General features: G+C 68.8%; 18 protein-coding genes and 1 pseudogene. 10 read left to right on the top strand and 9 right to left on the bottom strand.

Annotated features, from left to right (window positions below):
• Positions 1-247: 247 nt before the first annotated feature.
• Positions 248-1186, bottom strand: coding sequence for an alpha/beta fold hydrolase (locus M2283_RS41830; protein ID WP_280881816.1), 939 nt, complete (start codon positions 1184-1186; stop codon positions 248-250).
• A gap of 84 nt (positions 1187-1270) precedes the next feature.
• Here M2283_RS41830 and M2283_RS41825 point away from each other — a divergent pair, with 84 nt between their 5' ends.
• Positions 1271-1915, top strand: coding sequence for a TetR/AcrR family transcriptional regulator (locus M2283_RS41825; protein ID WP_280881815.1), 645 nt, complete (start codon positions 1271-1273; stop codon positions 1913-1915).
• A gap of 216 nt (positions 1916-2131) precedes the next feature.
• Here the strand turns inward: M2283_RS41825 and M2283_RS41820 are convergent, their stop codons facing one another.
• The gene (locus tag M2283_RS41820; protein WP_280881813.1) at positions 2132-2542 is read right to left on the bottom strand and encodes a winged helix-turn-helix transcriptional regulator; all 411 of its coding nucleotides are present in this window, start codon (positions 2540-2542) and stop codon (positions 2132-2134) included.
• Between the two features lie 100 nt (positions 2543-2642).
• Between M2283_RS41820 and M2283_RS41815 the strand changes: the two genes are divergently transcribed.
• Positions 2643-3500, top strand: a complete 858-nt coding sequence (locus M2283_RS41815) for an alpha/beta fold hydrolase (protein WP_280881812.1) — start codon at positions 2643-2645, stop codon at positions 3498-3500.
• Positions 3501-3518: 18 nt separating this feature from the next.
• Here the strand turns inward: M2283_RS41815 and M2283_RS41810 are convergent.
• Positions 3519-3847 (bottom strand): annotated as a pseudogene (locus tag M2283_RS41810) (transposase); the annotation flags it as partial.
• Positions 3848-3891: 44 nt separating this feature from the next.
• Here M2283_RS41810 and M2283_RS41805 point away from each other — a divergent pair.
• Entirely contained in the window at positions 3892-4335 is a 444-nt protein-coding gene (locus M2283_RS41805) for a hypothetical protein (protein WP_280881811.1), read from the top strand.
• Positions 4286-4480: a zinc ribbon domain-containing protein gene (locus tag M2283_RS41800; RefSeq protein ID WP_348538959.1), complete on the top strand. Its 195-nt coding sequence runs from the start codon at positions 4286-4288 to the stop codon at positions 4478-4480. Before M2283_RS41805 ends, M2283_RS41800 begins: the two co-directional genes overlap by 50 nt.
• 94 nt (positions 4481-4574) lie before the next feature.
• Here M2283_RS41800 and M2283_RS41795 read toward each other — a convergent pair whose 3' ends face one another.
• Together M2283_RS41795 and M2283_RS41790 are read right to left on the bottom strand one after the other, a co-directional pair.
• Complete coding sequence (locus M2283_RS41795; protein WP_280881809.1) at positions 4575-5252, bottom strand: response regulator transcription factor; 678 nt, start codon at positions 5250-5252, stop codon at positions 4575-4577.
• Positions 5227-6402 (bottom strand): sensor histidine kinase, encoded by a 1176-nt coding sequence (locus M2283_RS41790; RefSeq protein ID WP_280881808.1) that lies wholly within the window; start codon positions 6400-6402, stop codon positions 5227-5229. Before M2283_RS41790 ends, M2283_RS41795 begins: the two co-directional genes overlap by 26 nt.
• Before the next feature lie 424 nt (positions 6403-6826).
• Here M2283_RS41790 and M2283_RS41785 point away from each other — a divergent pair, with 424 nt between their 5' ends.
• On the top strand, positions 6827-9010 hold the full coding sequence (locus M2283_RS41785; protein ID WP_280881807.1) for an MMPL family transporter: 2184 nt from the start codon (positions 6827-6829) through the stop codon (positions 9008-9010).
• A gap of 466 nt (positions 9011-9476) precedes the next feature.
• On the opposite strand, the gene M2283_RS41780 is transcribed toward M2283_RS41785, so the two are convergent.
• Positions 9477-10394 (bottom strand): hypothetical protein, encoded by a 918-nt coding sequence (locus M2283_RS41780; protein WP_280881806.1) that lies wholly within the window; start codon positions 10392-10394, stop codon positions 9477-9479.
• Between the two features lie 561 nt (positions 10395-10955).
• Here M2283_RS41780 and M2283_RS41775 point away from each other — a divergent pair.
• The 5 genes from M2283_RS41775 to M2283_RS51755 all read left to right on the top strand — a co-directional run bounded on the left by M2283_RS41775 (position 10956) and on the right by M2283_RS51755 (position 15594).
• A complete protein-coding gene (locus M2283_RS41775; RefSeq protein ID WP_280881805.1) occupies positions 10956-11852 on the top strand; it encodes a U32 family peptidase in 897 nt (298 codons plus the stop codon).
• Between the two features lie 186 nt (positions 11853-12038).
• The gene (locus tag M2283_RS41770) at positions 12039-13178 is read left to right on the top strand and encodes a sugar ABC transporter substrate-binding protein (protein ID WP_280881804.1); all 1140 of its coding nucleotides are present in this window, start codon (positions 12039-12041) and stop codon (positions 13176-13178) included.
• Positions 13175-14224 (top strand): ABC transporter permease, encoded by a 1050-nt coding sequence (locus M2283_RS41765; RefSeq protein WP_280881803.1) that lies wholly within the window; start codon positions 13175-13177, stop codon positions 14222-14224. Before M2283_RS41770 ends, M2283_RS41765 begins: the two co-directional genes overlap by 4 nt.
• Positions 14221-15000, top strand: coding sequence for an ATP-binding cassette domain-containing protein (locus tag M2283_RS41760; RefSeq protein WP_280881802.1), 780 nt, complete (start codon positions 14221-14223; stop codon positions 14998-15000). Before M2283_RS41765 ends, M2283_RS41760 begins: the two co-directional genes overlap by 4 nt.
• Positions 15001-15363: 363 nt before the next feature.
• Positions 15364-15594 (top strand): glycoside hydrolase family 95-like protein, encoded by a 231-nt coding sequence (locus M2283_RS51755; RefSeq protein ID WP_348538960.1) that lies wholly within the window; start codon positions 15364-15366, stop codon positions 15592-15594.
• A 143-nt stretch (positions 15595-15737) separates the two neighbouring features.
• On the opposite strand, the gene larE is transcribed toward M2283_RS51755, so the two are convergent.
• From larE to larB, 3 genes are read right to left on the bottom strand one after another with little or no spacing between them, the layout of a single operon-like run.
• Positions 15738-16562 (bottom strand): ATP-dependent sacrificial sulfur transferase LarE, encoded by an 825-nt coding sequence (larE, locus tag M2283_RS41755; RefSeq protein ID WP_280881801.1) that lies wholly within the window; start codon positions 16560-16562, stop codon positions 15738-15740.
• Positions 16552-17733 carry a nickel pincer cofactor biosynthesis protein LarC gene (gene larC, locus M2283_RS41750; RefSeq protein WP_280881800.1) on the bottom strand — a complete coding sequence of 394 codons (1182 nt, stop codon included), beginning with the start codon at positions 17731-17733 and terminating at the stop codon, positions 16552-16554. The genes larE and larC overlap by 11 nt, the downstream gene beginning before the upstream one ends.
• Positions 17730-18410 carry a nickel pincer cofactor biosynthesis protein LarB gene (larB, locus tag M2283_RS41745; RefSeq protein ID WP_280881799.1) on the bottom strand — a complete coding sequence of 227 codons (681 nt, stop codon included), beginning with the start codon at positions 18408-18410 and terminating at the stop codon, positions 17730-17732. The genes larC and larB overlap by 4 nt, the downstream gene beginning before the upstream one ends.
• Positions 18411-18415: the final 5 nt, after the last annotated feature.

The raw sequence follows: 18415 nt of genomic DNA, 5'->3' as shown, positions 1-18415 counted from the left end.
CCCCTCCCGGTGGGGTGGCGGCCGCCGCCCTGGCCGGGGGTGACCCGGCCAGGGCGGTGCCGACGCAGAGCAACGCCGCGATCATCGCGGCCGGGACCCTGCGGCAGCCATCTGGGGACATCGACATTCTTTCTCGCGCACCATCGACGGCATACGCATCGCCGTCGATTCTTGGCGCGCGGGAGGCGCCGCAATGTGAATGAGCGGGGGTGGAAGACAGACTTGGCGAAACTCCGCCACGAATGTGTCAGCCGTGCGGCACGCCTGCTACCGGTTCGCCGCCGAGGAAGTCCTCCAGGATCTCGGTAAAGCGCGCCGGCTGCTCCTCGGCCACGTAGTGGCCGCAATCGTCGAGGACCACCCCGGTGACATCGTCGGCCGCCAGCCGCATCGTCTCGGCGACCATCGCGCCGCTGTACCGCGCGCCGCCGATGGCGAGGACCGGCAGCGTCAGCCGGGTCTTCTTGCGCTGCTCGTTCTGCGCGATCGTCTCGTCCAGCGCCCGGTAGTACGCGAAGCTCGCCTGCAGCCCGCGAGGATCCGCGACGATCGCATCGACGTAGACGTCGACGGCGTACGCGGGGATCGCGTCGGGGGTGGCTGCCTTCTTGGCGAACTGGTAGCCGAAGAAGAGCCGCTCCCGCCCCCGGACCAGTTCCTCGTTGAGGTCGGTGAGCCGGTTGAAGCCGAAGTGCCAGAGCCGCTGGTTGACCGCGGCCGGGCTGAAGACCGACGGGGTCGGTGTGAGACCGGGGATGATGGCGTCGACGACGGCGAGCCGTCCCACCCGCTGGGGGTGATCGGCTGCGAGGGCGTATCCGGTCCACATGCCGATGTCGTGGCCGACCACGTCGAACCGGTCGTGCCCGAGCGCGGCCATCAGCGCGACCAGATCGGCGGCCAGCGTGCCGGCGTCGTACCCGTCGTCGGGCTTGTCGGAGAGCCCGGCCCCGCGCGAGTCGACGGCGACGACGGTGTGCTCGCGGGCGAGCGCGGGCATCACTTCCCGCCAGGCGTACCAGGTCTGTGGCCACCCGCCGACCAGCAGCAGCGGTGGGCCGTCCCCGCCGGTGACCGCGTGCAGCCGCAGCCCGTTCAGCTCCACGAGCCGGCTGGTGAAGACGTCGGTGAACCCGTCGGGCAGCCGCAGCGAACTCAAGCTTGTCGTGCTGTCGGCCGTACTCATCATGGAACGATCGGTGCAACTTGTCATGCCGACGACCCTACACATCTTGAAACGATCGGTGCAAGATGTGTAGGCTGACGAACTATGGCGGGCCGCAAGCAATTCGACGTGGACGAGGCGCTACGACGTGCGATGCACGTCTTCTGGCGCTGGGGCTATTCGGAGGCCTCGATCGACCGCCTGACCGAGGGCACGGGCCTGGGCCGGAGCTCGCTCTATGGCACCTTCGGCGACAAGAGCGCCCTCTTCCGGAAAAGCCTCCAACGGTACGCGCAGACCTACCACCCGCTGTACGACCAAGCACTGTCCGGCCCCCACCAGAGCCCGAGCGCCGTTGTGGCCGCCTACCTGCAGGTCACCCTGAACCGCATCGCCGACCCGACGGTCCCGGACGGCTGCCTGCTCACGGTGTCGGCAACGCAGCTCCCGGCCCTCGACGCGGAGGGCCAGGCGATGGTCCGCGCCATGATCGACGGTTTGCGGGCGATGCTGGAGCAGGCGTTGATGGCGGCGGGGGCCGGTGAGCAGGAGGCGGCAGAGCTGGCGTTGTGCACGCTGGCAACGAACAAATCCCTGGCGGTGCTGAGCCGCGCCGGCTTCTCGAGCGACGACCTGGCAACCGTCGCCGCAGCCGCCGCCCGTATCCCCCGGGAGACCACATCCACTACTTTGAGTAGCGCGATGGACACCCAGGACCGCGGCAAAGTCGTTGAGAACCACCGCGGATAGGTGCCCTCGACGGCCGGCTTCAGGATCTTGGAGTGCTTCGGGCAGAACCGGGAGATGCCGTCCTCGAACACCCTCTCCCCGTCGTCCTTCACCAGCTCCTTCGTCGCCAGCCACTGCGCCGGCGACATCCCCTCCATCTCCTACGTGGTACCAGGGCGGCGACGCCGGCTACATCGAGTACCCGAGCCACCAGTGCTGAGCACGGAACCGGCCTGCCTATCCCTCATCGACCTCCTGGTCGGCGGCTTCGTTGGCGCGGTTGATCTCGGCCATGTGCTCCTCCGCCCAGGTCCGCAGCCCCGCAAGCGCGACTTCCAGAGACAGCCCGAGTCCGGTGAGTCGGTAGAAGACCCGCGGCGGCACGGTCGGTTCGACCCGGCGCGACACCAGCCCGTCGCGGGTCAGGTTTCGCAGCGTCACGGACAGCATCTTCTGCGAGACGCCGGGCATCCGGCGTCTCAGCTCCGCGAAGCGCACCTCGTCCGGTGCGGCATCGGCGAGCGTCTTGACGGCCATGGACGTCCACTTCGTACCGATGCGGTCCAGCAACTGCCGCGTCGGGCACCGGGGATCGAACAGATCGCCGCGCACCCCGCGACCGGCGGCCTGGGCTCCTTGGGTGGTCACCTGTGACTCACCACCTTCCCTGAAAGTGCCGTCTAGGCAGCGGTCGGACAGTTACCTATCGTTCTGTGGTCACCAATGGTAACCAGTCGGAGGAGCCGTCATGCCCGCCACCACCGCACACCAACTCCGCCGCATCACGACGAACGGCGTCCAACTCAACGTCGCAATCGCCGGGGACGGACCTGCGGTTCTCCTGCTGCACGGCTTCCCGCACACCTGGCAACTCTGGAGCGGCATCATGGGCCAACTGGCCGGGCAGTACCGGGTCATCGCCCCGGACCTGCGAGGCTTCGGTGCCAGTACACGAGCCGTCGAGGGGTACGACGCAGGCACCCTCGCCGCCGACGCCGAAGGGCTACTCGGCGCACTCGGCGAGCCCTCGGCAGCAGTGGTGGGCATCGACGCGGGCGCCGCCCCCGCCGTCCTGCTCGCGCTGCGCCGCCCCGGCCTCGTCCGGCGCCTGGTCGTGATGGAGGCACTGCTCGGCCGCCTGCCCGGAGCAGAACACGTCATCGCGGGCGGCGCCCCGTGGTGGTTCGGCTTCCACGCCGTCCCCGGCCTCGCCGAGACCGTCCTGGCCGGCAACGAGGCCCCGTACATCGACTTCTTCCTCGACTCTGGGACGCTCGGGCGAGGAGTACCCGACGACATCCGTGCGGCCTTCGTCCACGCGTTCACCGGGAGCGAGGCCCTGCGCTGCGCGTTCTCCTATTACCGGGCCCTGCCCACCAGCGCGCAGCAGATACAGGACGCCGTCGCGACGGCTCGGCTGACGATGCCCACCATGGCCGTCGGCTCTCACCCCGTCGGCACCGGGCTCGAACGCCAACTCCGTCCCATCGCCGATGACCTGGTCGGACACCACCTCCAGGACTGCGGCCACATCATCCCCCTCGACCGCCCCGACGCATTGTTCGCGATCCTTGCTCCCTTCCTCTCCGCCGATCTGCCAAAGTGAACGAGCGGGGCCGAAGGATCACGGCCGGCGGTTCGGGCGTCCGTCCCAGCGCCGAGTTGTCCAGGACCGCCGGATCAGGCTGCGCACGACAATGATCGTGTCGGCGAGGTCGAAGAAGGCATCAACGACAGTGACGCGACGCTCGTAGCACCGGGTGAGACGGTGAAAGGCGTTCTGCCAGGCGTGAGTGCGTTCGACGTGCCAACGCGACCGGCCTGAATGGGCGCCTTCTCCCCCTTGTGAGCGATGCGTCCATGCAGGCCGCGCTCGCTGAGCAGAGCACGGGTGGTGTCCGAGTCGTAGTCGGCGTCCAGGTGCACGGTGATGGTGCCGGGCAACGGGCCGAGGCATCTTTCGGCCCCAGGCCGCGCAGCCGTACGACAACCGGTGTTTGAGCTGGCACTACGACGCGCAGACCGTTGCGGTCTGGACCCTCGCCGGACGCATCAAAAGCGTCCGTTTCGCCTGCTCCCCGGATGCACTCAAGACGCTGCGGGAGCGCCGCAAGGGCGAATCCGATCTGATCGAACACGGCGGCGTGTTCTACCTGGCCGCAACCTGCGACGTGCCCGAGGCCGAGCAGTACGAGCCCGACAAGTTCATTGGCGTCGATCTCGGCATCGCCAACATCGCCACCACATCCACCGGCTACCAGGCCGCCGGGCGCGGCCTGAACCGGCACCGCAAGCGTCAGCTCGACCTGCGGCACAAGCTCCAGAAGAAGGGCACCAAGGTCCTTCGCCCAGCTCGCAGACCTCATCGTCTCCAAAGCCCGCAGGGCCGGCGTGCCCGTGGTCTTCGTCGACCCCGCCCACACCTTGCAGCAGTGCTTTGAATGCGGCCACATCGACAGGAGGAACCGGGCACGGCGGGCCCTCTTCGTCTGCCGGAACTGTGGGGTCGTTGCCCACGCGGACCGAAACGCTTCCCGCAACATCGCCCGCAGGGGCGAGGCTGTGTGGACTGCGGGGCGTGGGTAACGCGTCCCTGTCACCCCATAGAGGTGTCTGGACGGAGGAGCCCACCCAGCAGCCACGTGGGCGCTACCTCCAGACCGGGTCCTGTGGGGCCGGGTCAAGTTGGCTCCGTGAGCCCACCGGGGCTGACCATGCGGTACTCATAGGCCATGACCACGACTTGGGACCTGTCCCGGGCACCGAGTTTGGCCATGATGCGGCTGACGTGGGTTTTTGCGGTCAGAGGCGAGACCACCAATTGCGTGGCGATCTCGTCGTTGGTGCATCCGGCGGCGATCAGCTGCATGACTTCCCGTTCGCGCCTGGTCAGGGCGTCGAGGCGCTGGTCGGGCTCCCGGGTGTTGTCCGGGCGGTCGGCGAACTCGGCGATGAGTCGGCGGGTGATGGAGGGGCTGATGAGCGCGTCGCCTCGCGCGGCGACGCGCACCGCGTGCAGGAGTTCGGCTGGTTCGGTGTCCTTGATGAGGAAGCCCGTGGCGCCGGCGCGCAGGGCCCCGTACACGTACTCGTCGAGGTCGAAAGTCGTCAGCATGACCACCTTCACCGCTGACAGTTGCTCGTCGCCGGCGATGCGACGAGCGGCTTCGAGCCCGTCCATGCCGGGCATGCGGATGTCCATCAGCACCACGTCGGGTCGCAGTTCCCGGCAGGCGGCGAGGGCGGCGTGTCCGTCGGCTGCCTCGGCGACCACGTGCAGGTCGTCCTCGTCGTCGAGGATGGCGCGGATCCCCGCGCGCACGAGGCGCTGGTCATCCGCCAGCAGGATCCTGATCATCAACTGCTCCGCCGATCGGCTCGTGGTGGTCTGAGAACGGTAGCCGGGCCCGAACGACGAACCCGCCCGTACTGCCGGGCTCGGTGCTCAATGTTCCGCCCAGTGCGCGCGCCCGTTCCGTCATGCCCGCGATCCCGCTGCCGTCCGCCTGACCGGCGCGGGCCGCACCCCGCCCGTCGTCCTTGACATCGAGCGTCAGTTCCCGGTCCCCGTGGTGGATCCGGACGACAACGTGCCGGGCGCCGCTGTGCTTGACGGCGTTGGTCAGCGACTCCTGCACGATGCGATAGGCGGCGAGGCCCACCGCAGCCGGCAGCGGTGAGTGGGCTCCGCTCTGCTCGATGCGTACGTCCAGGCCCGCCCGAGCGGCCGAGGAGACCAGCTCGTCGATCCTGGACAGCCCTGGTGAGGGCGTGGTGGGGGCTTCCTCGTCGGCCTGCCGCAGTACGCCGAGGGTGGCGCGCAGTTCTTGCAGCCCCTCCTTGCTGCCCTGCTTGATGGCGGTCAGCGCTTCCTGTGCCTGGCCGGGGTCCTTTTGCAGCCGGTGCAGGGCGGAGGACGCCTGCACGTGGATCATCGACATGTTGTGGCCGATCACGTCGTGCAGCTCGCGCGCGATGCGCAGCCGCTCCTGCGTGGCGCGCAGCCTTGCCTCCTCCTCGGCGTAGGCGACCCGGCCGTGACGCATCGCGCCCAGCGCCACCACAGCCACCAGCCAGCCGGTCAGCATGAACACCGCCGTGCCGTTGACATCGCCGGTGCCGGCCAGAGCCCCGGCGCCCACCCCGATGACCATCACCGCGGCCATGGCGACCGAGGCCTGGGTCCGCCCCTGGGACGCCAGCGTGTACAACGCGGCGATCGGGATCACGACGAGCGGACCGTCGACCGTGCTCAGCAGGTGGTAGACGCCCGTGCCGACCACCGTGAACCAGCCCACCGCCACCGGGTAGTGGCGGCGCATCGGCAGGGCCGCACACACCGCCATCGCCAGGAACCAGGAGCCGATCACCGATGCGGGCGCGTCCCAGTTGGAGCCCAGCCGCTGCCCCTCGGCCACCCCTGCCAGCACCAGCACGACCCCGGCGAGCGCCAGGTCGGTACGCGGCCCCGTGGGCAGGCGGAGGCGGGTGACGTCGAGGTGCGGCATGGCTTCATTCTGCCTGCAGCGCGGTTGAGCCTTAGGGTGTATGTCCGCATTTGCGTCGAGGGTGCCTGCTGGAGATGTACGTGGCGCCCGGGACGTACATCTGCTGGTGTACGGCGCGGCCATTGCCCCCCGCTGCTGGTGCAGGCCGAGTGTCAGCCGTGGGCCGACGCCCAGGCCCGGGTCGGGCAAGCACGATCGAGGGCATGTCGCCGTCTCTCACTCCCCCACGGATCAGTGCGGCCTTCGTCGGCGCACTCGTGGGTACCGCTGCCGGAATTCTGCTGGTCACCGCTGCCGGAGCGTTCTCGATCACGGTCAGTGGTGCGTTCGCCGGGCTGGCGCTTGGTGTACCCGCATTTGCCGGAGCGGTCGTGGGCGTGGCGGTGGCTCCAGGCAACACTCGCTCGAATTCGAGGTAGGCATCATGTCTTCCCCCCGCGGCTCCGCCGCGTCCCTCGCCCCGCCCCCGCCACAGGGCGGCACGTCGGTGCCCGTCGGACGGTTCGGCGCCCTGGCCGGCTGGGCACATCGTCATCGCTGGGCCGCCCTCGTGCTCTGGGTGGCTGTCGTGGCCGCCATCACGCTGGGCTCCACCGCTGCCGGCTCCGCATACAAGAACGACTTCTCGCTGCCGGGCACCGATTCCCAGGCGGCCACCGACCTGTTCAAGAAGCACGGCAGTGATCAGGCGGGCGACAGCGTCGAGATCGTCTTCAAGGACACCGCCAGCATCAAGAGCGCCAGGGCCGGCATCGAACCGATGCTGGCCAAGGTGAAGCACATGGCAGGGGTCGCCGACGTGCGCAGCCCCTTCTCCGATGCCTCAGCGGTGTCCAAGGACGGCACAATCGCCTACGCCTCTGTCACGCTGGACGGCAAGACGGAAGACGTCCCCAAGGAGGACGTCGCCAAAATTATCGACACCGCACAGAGCATCGCCGCCGCCCACCTCCAGGTGGAGGTGGGCGGCGAGGCCGCGCGCAACGCGGAGGACAAGGCGGGCCCGACCGCCGAACTCGCCGGGATCGTGGCCGCCCTGGTCATCCTGGTGCTGCTGTTCGGCTCGTTGCTGGCGGCATCACTGCCGCTGATCACCGCACTGTTCGCGGTCGGCGGCGCCATCGGCCTGATCGCCCTGGCCTCGCACATCTTCACCGTCGCCGACTTCACCCCGCCCATCTTGATGCTCGTCGGCCTCGGGGTCGGCGTCGACTACGCCCTGCTGATCTTCTACCGCTACCGCCATGAACTCCTGGCCGCTGCCCAGCCCGCGGAGGCCGGCCGCAAGGCCCTCGACTCCGCCGGCCGCACGGTCTTCTTCGCCGGCTGCACGGTCATCGTCGCCCTACTGGGACTGGTCGCCCTCGGGCTCGGCTCGCTGCAGGGCATCGCCCTCGCGGTGGCCATCACCGTCCTGATCACCATGGCCGCCTCCCTGGTGCTGCTGCCCGCGCTGCTGGCGCTGTTCGCCAAGCGCATCCAGCGCCATGTGCTCAAGCAGCAGGCCAAGGCCACGAAGAAGGGCAAGACCGAAGGCGACCGCTGGCGCGCCATGGCACGCGCCGTGCAGCGACGCCCGATCCCGACCCTGCTGGTCGGCGTGATCGCGCTCCTGGCCCTGTCCGCACCGGCACTGGGCATGCGCCTGGGCTTCGCCGACTCAGGCAACGATCCGAAGGAGACCACCTCCCGGCACGCATACGACCTGCTCGCCGAGGGCTTCGGCCCCGGCTTCAACGGTCCGCTCATCGTCCTGGTCAAGGGCGATCAAGAAGCCGGCAAGACCGTCCAGGCACAGCTCGCCACCACCGACGGCGTCGCCGAGGCCAGCCCTGCGATGCCCTCTGCGGACGGCGCCCTATCCACCGTCTTCGTCTACCCGACGACCTCCCCGCAGGACGTGGGGACCGTGGACCTCGTCCACCACCTGCGTGACGACGTGGCCCCGCCCCTGGAACACACCACCGGCGCCGAGGTATTGGTCGGCGGCGCCACGGCCGCCTCCCAGGACGTCTCCGAGACACTCGCCGACCGGCTGCCTCTGTTCGTCGCCGTCGTCGTCGGCGTCTCCTCACTCCTGCTGCTGCTGGTCTTCCGGTCCATCTGGATCCCCGTCAAGGCCGCCATCCTGAACCTGCTGTCCATCTCCGCCGCGCTCGGCGTGATCACCATGGTGTTCCAGCACGGCTGGTTCGGAGCACAACCGGGCCCCATCGAAGCCTTCATCCCAGCGCTGATCTTCGCGATCGTCTTCGGGCTGTCCATGGACTACGAGGTCTTCCTCATCTCCCGTATCCACGAAGAATGGACCCGAACCAAAGACCATTCGCAATCCGTGCGCGAAGGGCTTGCTTCCACCGGCAAGGTCATCACCGCCGCCGCGGCCATCATGACGTTCGTCTTCGGGGCGTTCGTCCTCAGCTCCGACCGCATGCTCCAGCAGTTCGGGCTCGGACTGGCCGTCGCCATCCTTCTCGACGCCGTGGTCATCCGATGCCTCATCGTCCCCGCCGTCATGCAGATGCTCGGCACATGGGCCTGGTGGCTGCCCGCACCGCTGGCCCGGAAACTGCCCATGGTGTCCATCGAACGCCCTGAGCACAGCTGACCAGCGGCCCGACGCAGCTCGGATCACCACCAACCCGCGTCACCTCCGCAGCGCGTGGCGGTGTCGGCGAGATGGCATGGGCGCGGGTCACGGCACACGCCGTGACCCGCGCGCGGTTGGTGAAACGCACCTCCGTCTCGGGCGGCCCGGTTGGGATACGGCGGGGCGGAGTTGGACGCCACACTTGAGCAGCGCGAGGCAGACCGCGGCCAGGCTCGTTCCCTCCCGGTCCGCGATGTCCTGGAGCGACAGGTGGTCTGGTGCGTACCAGGTACGCCATCGTCCGATGCGGGTGGCAGTGTGCTGGGTACGGCGGAACCGCGGCGGACTCCAGTCGACCGGGTGACGGGACAGCAGATGGATGACATGCGCCATGGTCGTGTTCAGATCCTGGGCGGCCTGGGCGACGGCGAAGCCGCCGGCGGGCACGGTCTGGTGGAGTTGGTCGACGGTGACGCTGTCCGGATCAGGGCCCGGAAGGCGGGGGCAGCGCAGAGGGGCGGCGTCGAGTCGTGGGTCCACTGGATGGGTGCGTCGATGCCATGTTCGTCGAGGATTGTGCGCCCGGGGTGGGTGAGCAGTTCGGCCTCGGCGGGCAGGATGCCCAGCGAAAACGCAGGTACTGCTGACGCTGTGAGGCCGTTGCGGGGGCGATTGCCGGGTGCGCCAGACGCGGGGGTGATCCGGACAGGGTGTGGAAGATCCAGCGTTGGGCGTGCGCGATGTCGGGCGTGTGATTCGCCCGTGGTCGGCGTTGCGGGTTCTGCCATTCCGTCGGGTCGACGAAGCAGCGGCGCGTGGTGAACAGGGCTCGGCGGCGTGCGTAGTCGATGGGGCTGCCGTGTTGGTCGCGGTGGTCGGCGAGCAGGATCAAAGTGTGCAAGACGTCGGCGCCGTCCTGGTGGCGGGTGAGGCCGGCGACGGGCGTGGACACGTTGTGGCTGCTGACGGTGGTGCCGGTCAGGCGGACCGCGGCGCGGATCGAGGTGGTGTTGCCGGCCAGCAGACAGGCGGCGGTGAGGAGTTCGTCGGCGCGTTGGGCAGCGGGCCTGCCGCTTGGGCCTCGTGGGGAGAACTGCAGGGCCCATCCGGGCCACAGGTCGGTCGGTAGCACGCTGGCTCTGGCGTCGTGGTTGGCCCGGGGCCGGGTGGATTCGGCGGCGGTGCGGTGGCGCGGGCGCGCCACCGGCATCAGCCTGGTCTCCCGGCTGCAGCGCAGGGCGGCTTCGAGCGCGGGCGAGATGGTGCCGCCGAGGGTGACGACGTTGGCAAGGTGGAGCGGCCGGCCGGAGGCGGCCACGCGGTCGGTCAGCCACTGCGCGGCCCGGGCTGCGGAGCGGATGTTCTTGGCGCGCTGGATGCTGAATGTCGCGGTGACCGCCAAGGCTGGGGCGGCGTCGCCGGGGGCGAAGTGGCTGTGCAGGTCACTGTGCCGGTGTCCGGGGCGTGTTGTGAGCTGGTGGGTAGGGGGTTGGCGCGGTAGTGCTCCATACGGTCCAGGACATCGGGCGTGGCGAGGGGCGCAGGTCGCTGGAGGTCGCGTGGTTGAGAGCCAGCGCCCCCAGACTCTTCACATCGCGCAGCACCACGTTCAATGGCGCGCTTCCGGGCCCGTCGAGCAGGGCCTGACGGCCGGCAGTCAGTCGCCGCAATCGTGTGCCGATCTCCCGGCGGTGACTGGCCAGTTGACGCGCAGCTTCACCACGTTGCAGAGCCGCCCAACTGACGGACTGCACCGCCGAGTTGGTATGAGCACACTCTCGAAGACCCATAGGGTCCAGCCGATATCGGAGCAACCGGGGCGCGAGACATGACGTCGCCGAAGGCCCGCCACGCAGATGCCTTCGCCGGCCGTTGACGGACCGTCGTTGGCTGCCTACCGTCCAAGCGCAGCGATACCGAACAAGGTTCGGAATATCGATCGGAAGAAGGTCGAATGGACGGCATGGAGAAGTCACGGCGGTCGCTGTCCGCGCTCGGGCTACCGGAGCGGGACCTCGGGGAACTACCCGACTCGGACAAGCGCTTCCCGGACGGCGCGCAGTACCGGCTGGAGATCCCGTCGGTCGAAGGCCCAGGGCCGTTCCAAGCGGTTGTGGATGAGGCCGAGCAGCACGGGATCCGGATCCACCGCATCAGCCAGGGCAGCGGAATGATGCTCCTGGCCGACTCGGAGATCGAGCGGATGGTGGCACTGGGCCGCGAACGCGACGTGGAGGTCTGTCTCTTCGTCGGACCACGCGGTGGCTGGGACATCGGCGTCCAGGCCACGTCAGCCGCGGGTGGCGGTACGGCGGCGGTACTGCGCGGCGCCGATCAGCTCGCGTACGGGGTCGAGGACGTCATCCGGGGCTGCGGCCTCGGCGTGCGCAGCGTGCTCGTGGCCGACATCGGCCAGCTGTGGGTCCTCGGCAAAATGCGGCAGTCCGGCGACCTGCCGCCAGACCTGGGGATCAAGTCGTCGATATCGATGCCGACGGCCAATCCCGCGGCCGCACGGGTCCTTGAGGACCTTGGGGTCACCACGATCAACCTGCCGATCGATCTCACTCTCGCCCAGATGGCGGCGATCCGGCGCGCAGTCGACGTACCGCTGGACGTCTATGTGGAGGGCGCCGACGACTTCGGCGGCGTGGTCCGCTACTACGAGATCCCCGCCCTCGTACGCGTGACGGCTCCTGTCCACCTCAAGTTCACGGTACGAAACGCGCCGTCGCTGTACCCCTCCGGAGCGCACCTTGCCGACGCGGCCGTGGCGACCGCACGCGAGCGCGTACGGCGGGCGGCGATCGGTCTTTCCGTGCTCCGTCGGCACTATCCGGAGGCCAAAGCCAGCCCCTGACCGATGGCGGCGTTGGCGACGACGCGGGCATGGCGGGGCAGACGATCCACGTAGGAATGTTGGCGAAACCGTAGCCCGCGCAGGGCCTTGACGACCTATCGGGCCAGTCCTACGTTCACCCCCACCAAACGTGCCGAACGCTGTTCGAAATATCGGGCAGCACGGACCGAGCGCGCCGGAGTGATCATGAAGAAGATCGATCCGCAGGTGGAAGAGGCCGTCGACACGCTCGGTCTGAACGGGCTGGCCAGGCGGCGGCTGCTGAGCGGTGCCGGAATGGTGAGCGCCTCGGCCGCCGCGGCTGCCTTGCTCTCCGCCTGCTCAGCCGACAACAAGAGCGACGACAACAAAGCTGGCGGCGGTGTCGGCGACTTCCCGCAGACACCGAAGTGGAGGTTCGTTTTCGTCAATCACGTCACGACAAACCCGTTCTTCACTCCGACGCAATACGGCGCGGCGGACGCCTGCGCGCTCCTGGGCGCCTCGTTCCAGTGGACCGGCTCGAAGGACTCGAGCGTCCCGGAAATGGTCAGCACCATGTCCTCGGCAGTCTCCGCGAAGGCCGACGGCATCGCGGTAGCGGTCGTCGACAAGAACGCATTCAAGTCGCCCGTCGACAAAGCCCTGAGCGCCGGAATCCCGACCGTCTCCTACAACGCGGACGGCGCGAAAGGGGATCCGGGGACGAGCCGACTCTGTTACATCGGCCAGGATCTCTACCAGTCCGGGGTCGAGCTGGGCCGCCGCATCGCCTCGGTGATGCCTTCCGGCGGGGACGCGGTCGGGTTCATCGCCACCCCGGGCGCGCTCAACATCCAGCCGCGCATCGACGGGGCCACCGATGCCATCAAGGCATCCGGCAAGTCGATCAACTTCAAGTCGGTCGCCAGCGGCGCGGAGCTACCTCAGGAGCTGTCGACCATCGACGCGTACGCCAGCGGACACAAAGGCCTCAAGGGCCTGTTCGCGGTCGACGCCGGCTCGACGGAGAGTGTCGGAAAGGTCGTGAAAAAGTATGGCCTCAAGAAGAAGGGCGTGGTCGCGGGCGGCTTCGACATGAACCCGAACACCCTCACCGCGATCAAAGCGGGTGACCTCGACTTCACCATCGACCAACAACCCTATCTGCAGGGCTTCCTGACCGTGCTGTACCTGTGGATGTACAAGCTGTCCGGCGGCCTGGTGATCCCGAGCGTCACCGACACCGGCCTGCTCTTCGTGACCAAGGACAACGTCGACCCGTATCTGCAGACCAAGACCCGGTACGAGGGCTCCAGCACGAAGCAGCAGCTGATCAAGCGCTCCGGCGCCATAGGTCACGCATGAGCGAGCGGGCCGTGCAGGACGCGACCGGCGGGAAGACCACCGCCGGCACCCCGCCGGTGAGGCGGCGCGGCCCGCTGCGCCTCGCCTTCGAGACGTTCGTCATCCGCCGCGAGGCCACCATCTTCATCATCGCGGTGGCCCTGCTGCTGTACTTCTGGTCCAACAACTCGGACTTCCTGGCCCGCAGCAACCTGGTCAACCTCTCCCAGCAGACGGCGCCGTACGCGATCATCGCGGCGGGCATGGTGCTGCTGCTGGTCAGCGGGGAGATCGATCTGTCGGTGGGCGCCGTCTTCGCACTGTCGCCGTTCCTGATGCACTACATGATCGACTACTACGGCACGTACCCGATCGTCGCCATCATCGGCTCGGTACTGGCCGGCGCCGTCATCGGTCTCGCCAACGGCTTCGTGGTGGTCGTGCTCAAGGTACCGTCGTTCGTCGCCACGCTGGGCATGCTCTTCTTCATCCTGGGCATCATGCTGACCACGTCGCACGCGTACCCGGCACAGATCCCCGAGGCGGCGCACGGGGTGCGCGGCTGGTTCGGGCAGTCGGACTGGTCGGAACTGATCTGGTGCCTGATCATCGTCGCGTACTTCCACGTGCTGCTCACCCGTTCGCGCTGGGGCCTGTACACGATCGCCACTGGCGGCAACCCGCTCGGCGCGAGCGAGGCCGGCATCAGGACCGGCCGCATCAAGTTCGGCAACTTCATGGCCACCAGCGCCCTCGGCGCCTTTGCCGGCATCCTCGAGGCTTTCCGCGTCGACTCGATCGACCCGACCTCTGCGGGTGCGGATGGCGCGTCCCCGATGTTCACCGCCGTCTCCGCCTCGGTCATCGGCGGTACGGCGCTGGCCGGCGGCTCGGGGACGGTCGTCGGAGCGCTGCTCGGCGCGCTCGTCCTCGCGGAACTGCGCAACGGCTTGAACTTCATCGGCATCAACGCCAACCCGTTCAACATCATCCTCGGTGCGGCGATCATCCTCTCCATGGTGCTCAACGTGTACCTGGCCGGACTGCGAAGGGCAGGCCGCCGATGAGCGGGACGACCGGGCCGACACCGACACCAACGCCGGCGCTGTCCGTGGAGCACATGTCCAAGGGCTTCGGCGCGGTCACGGCGCTACGGGACGTGAACATGCGCCTGAACAAGGGTGAGGTACTCGCCCTTGTCGGCGACAACGGCGCAGGAAAATCAACCCTGTTGAAGATCCTCTGCGGCTTCCAGCGGCCCGATGCCGGCCGCATCCTCCTCAACGGCGAGGAGGTGACGCTCAAGTCGGTCGACCATGCCCGCTCGCTCGGTATCGACGCGGTGTACCAGGACCTGGCGCTGGTCAACGAGCTGACGGTCTACCACAACATGTTCCTGAACCGGGAGAAGATCGGCCCCACCCGGCTGCTGAACAACCGCGCGATGCGCAAGATCGCCCAGGAGCACCTGGACGAGATGGGGGTGAACATCCCGTCCGTCGATGTCGAGGTCGCCAAGCTCTCCGGCGGCCAGCGCCAGGCCATCGCGGTGGCCCGCTCGGTCTATTCGGAGGCCAGGGTCCTCCTTCTCGACGAGCCCCTGGCCGCGATGGGCGCCAAGGAGGGCGCGCTCATTCTCGACCTGGTCAACGACCTCAAGGCCCGCGGCGAGGTCTCCGTCATCATCATCGCCCACAACTACGCCCAGGTCTTCGAGGTATGCGACCGGGTCAACCTGCTTCAGCACGGCGAGATCACCTTCGACAAGCGCACCTCGGAGACGTCGGTGGCCGAGCTGACCGACCTGGTGGTCGAGGAGTACCGGAAGTCGCGTACCAAATAGGCGTCTTCGGGCGGAGCCACGCCGCGGCGAGTGCGCCGGAGGACGGGGAGCCGACGGCCGCTGGGCCAGGAACCCGGCATCTTTCGCGGTGAACCGCTCCGGGATCGATGGAGGCTCGGGCCCGAGGAACATCTGCGGAACTGGCGCCTTCAGGACTTCGTCGATGACCTTCTCGTAGTCGGCTCCAAGGCCCGCACGCCTTGCCCTGCCTGTCGAGGAAGAGGGTGCTAGAGGAAGAGGGTGCTATCGGAGAAGAAGAGGCCTTGCCCGACCCCTCGTTGGAGTCGCGGGCGGAGGCGAGAACGGTGCCGCCACCGCCGGCTGGCAAGAGAGCGGAGAATCCATCGGTGAGGCGACTCCCGCATCGGCGAAATCCACCTGCTGCCCGCCCTGCCGCCGCAACTCTCCGAGGGCCGGGTCACCGGCCTCCTCGCTCGCGGCGGCCTCACCGTCCACCGCGCCTGGAGCGACGGTGCTCTGGCCCACACCCACCTGACAGCACGCCAGAGCGCCATCGCCCGACTGCGCACAGCCGTACCGATCACCGTGCACGGCACCGGCGCCCCCATCCCGCCAGCTCCCGGTGCGGGCTGATGAGGTGGCAGCGACGAGGAAGGATGTTTCGGCATCATCGAGGCGGCGCGATTGGACGGGGCGTCGGACTGGCGGATCCTGGTGCCTGCCAGCTGCCCCGCGCTGCGGACGACGGCGATGCTGGTCTTTACGTGGAGAGCGGCTCAGACCTCGAAGTTGAGCCGCCCCGAGCGGAATGACTCGACCTGGTAGGGCAGGTCGGCGAAGCCCGCGTCGGACAGTGCTTCAGCGAGATCTGGCAATGCCGCAGTCCCGGCTACGAGGTGTGGATCCACCTCGACGCGGGCCCGGTCCCCCAGGTCGCGGACCCGAAGGTCCGTCACCTGCACGCCAGCAGCGGCCAAGAGGACCCGTACGGCCCTCTCCGCCCGGTCGACGCGGGCCAGGCGGTAAGGGGTGACCTCGATGCCGTGGCGAAGGCGGCTGGCGAGACAGGGAGTTGCCGGTTTGTTCCAAGTGGGCAGCGACCAGTACCTGCTGAGGCGGCGTACGTCCCCCTTCGTCAGGCCCGCGTCGAGGAGGGGAGTTCGGATGCCGCGTTCCCGTCCGGCACGGATGCCCGGCCGGAAGCGGTCCGCGGCGTCGTCAGCGTTGGTGCCGGTGGCCACCAGGTCGAAACCGTGCTCGTGTGCGAGCGCGGTGATGGTGTCCAGCACCTCGGCCTTGCAGAAGTAGCAGCGGTCGGGACCGTTGGCCCGGTATCCGGGGCGAGTCAACTCGACGGTGTGTGGCGCGAGATGGGTGACCTCGAGTGCGTCGGCGAGGTGCCGGGCGCGGGAGAGTTCGCCGTCGGCCAGGCTCTCCGACACGGCTGTGACGGCCAGGACACGATGGGGTCCGAGCGCGCGTACCGCAGCGGCGAGAACCAGGGCGGAGTCGGCACCGCCCGAGTAGGCGACGGCGACGGCTCCGCCAAGCGCACGCACACGATCCAGTAGTCGGTGCTCCAGGATGTCGTCACTCGGCACGGTCTTCCTCCTGACGTGTCACGGTCGTACTGCTGCTGCTCAGATGAAGGGCGCGCGCGGCTACGGCGCGCAGGGGCACACCCAGCGCCGCGGCCGCGGCCACCACGTCGTCGTGCTCTGGTTTGGCTGCGTGCGGACCGTGTTTGATCCGGACGACGTGTCCCTCGACGTCGACGGTCTCGAAGGCGCGCGGCAACACTGTGCGGGTTGCGCCGATGCGCCGGATGCCGAGGGTGCCGGTCTCGGCCAGGACCAGGTCGCGCAGCTGTCGTTCGTGCCGTGGTGTGGTCAGGACGTGCAGGACATGCGCTGGTCTGCCCTTCTTCATCACGGCGGGGGTCGTCCAGGCGTCGAGGGCGCCGGCCTTGAGCGCGCGGGTGATGACGTGCCCGAGGAGTTCGCCGGTGACGTCATCGAGGTTGCTCTCCAGAACGACGATGTCCTCGTCCCGTGCGGAGGCGAGGGCGGAGCCGAGGGTGACGGAGACGACGTTGGGCCGGTCGGGCAAGCGGCGAGTGCCAGTTCCGTAGCCGGTGGGGCCCAGGGTCATGGGCGGCGGCGGGCCATAGCGGGCGCCGACAGCGTGCAGCAGGGCGGCACCGGTGGGTGTCACTGTCTCCCCCGGCAGGTCGCTGCCCATGACGGCCGCTCCGGCCAGGAGGGCGAGGGTGGCCGGCGCGGGGCAGGGCAGAACGCCGTGCGCGCAGTCGACCTGGCCCCCGCCGAGCGGCAGGGGTGCGCTGACGACGTCGGTGACATCGAGAGCGTGCAGGGCCGCGGCGCTGCCGACAATGTCGACGAGAGTGTCGTGGCCGCCGAGTTCATGGAGGTGGACAGTGGCCGGGTCGGTGTTGTGCAGCCGCCCTTCCGCCTCGGCGATGGCAGTGATGGCAGCGACGGCGAGGGCCGCGACGGGCTGGGGAGTGGCCCGGGAGGCCATCTCGAGCACCTCGGCGGCACGGCGTTCGGTGCAGGGGTCGGTGACCCTCACACGGACCCGTGTGGCGCTCAGTCCGTGGTCGGTGATGCGTTCGGCGGTCAGGTCCCAGCCGGTCAGGCCGGTAGCTGCGACAGCGGACCGGATCCGGTCCAGTGGTGCTCCCGCATCGATGAGGGCGGCCAGCAGCATGTCTCCGGCCAGGCCGGTGAACGGGTTGACCCAGCAGATCATTTGCTACCTCCGTGGTCTGCCGGCGGCCGAGCTTGGGCGATGCGGTGGACCGCCATGGCCGCCGAGAAACCGGAGTCGATGTTGACGACGGTCACCCCGGCGGCACAGGAGGCGTGCATGGCGAGCAGCGCGGTGACTCCCTCCAGCGAGGCGCCGTATCCGGTGGAAACGGGCACCGCGACGACGGGGGCGCGCACCAGGCCGCCGACCACGCTGGCGAGGGCGCCTTCCATGCCGGCGACCACGACCACCGCGTCGGCGGCCTGCAGCAGGCCGCGCACCTGCAGGATGCGGTCGAGTCCTGCGACGCCCACGTCGTGGACGACGGTCGTGTCCAGGCCGACGGCCGAGGTTACGGCGCAGGCTTCGGTGGCCACCGGACGGTCGGACGTGCCGGCGGCCACCACCATGACGGAGAAGCAACCGGTGGCGGCCGGCCGCCAGACAAGCAGCCGAGCCTCCTCGTCGTAGGTTCCACCGTCCACCCGCCGAAGGACTGCCGCCGCCGTATCCGGCGCAACGCGGGTGGCGAGGACGGGCCCGCTGTTGTGTGCCAGGAGCCCGGAGACGATTCCGGTGATCTGCTCGACGGTCTTGCCGGGGCCGTAGACGACTTCGGGCAGTCCCTGCCGTGCCTCGCGGCCGAGGTCGATCCGCGCGTATCCCAGATCCAGCACCTCCC

Source organism: Streptomyces pseudovenezuelae (assembly GCF_029892565.1).
GTDB classification, from domain to species: domain Bacteria; phylum Actinomycetota; class Actinomycetes; order Streptomycetales; family Streptomycetaceae; genus Streptomyces; species Streptomyces pseudovenezuelae_A.
The sequence above is the reverse complement of the archived record's forward strand: the minus strand, read 5'-3'. Positions and strand labels throughout refer to the sequence as shown.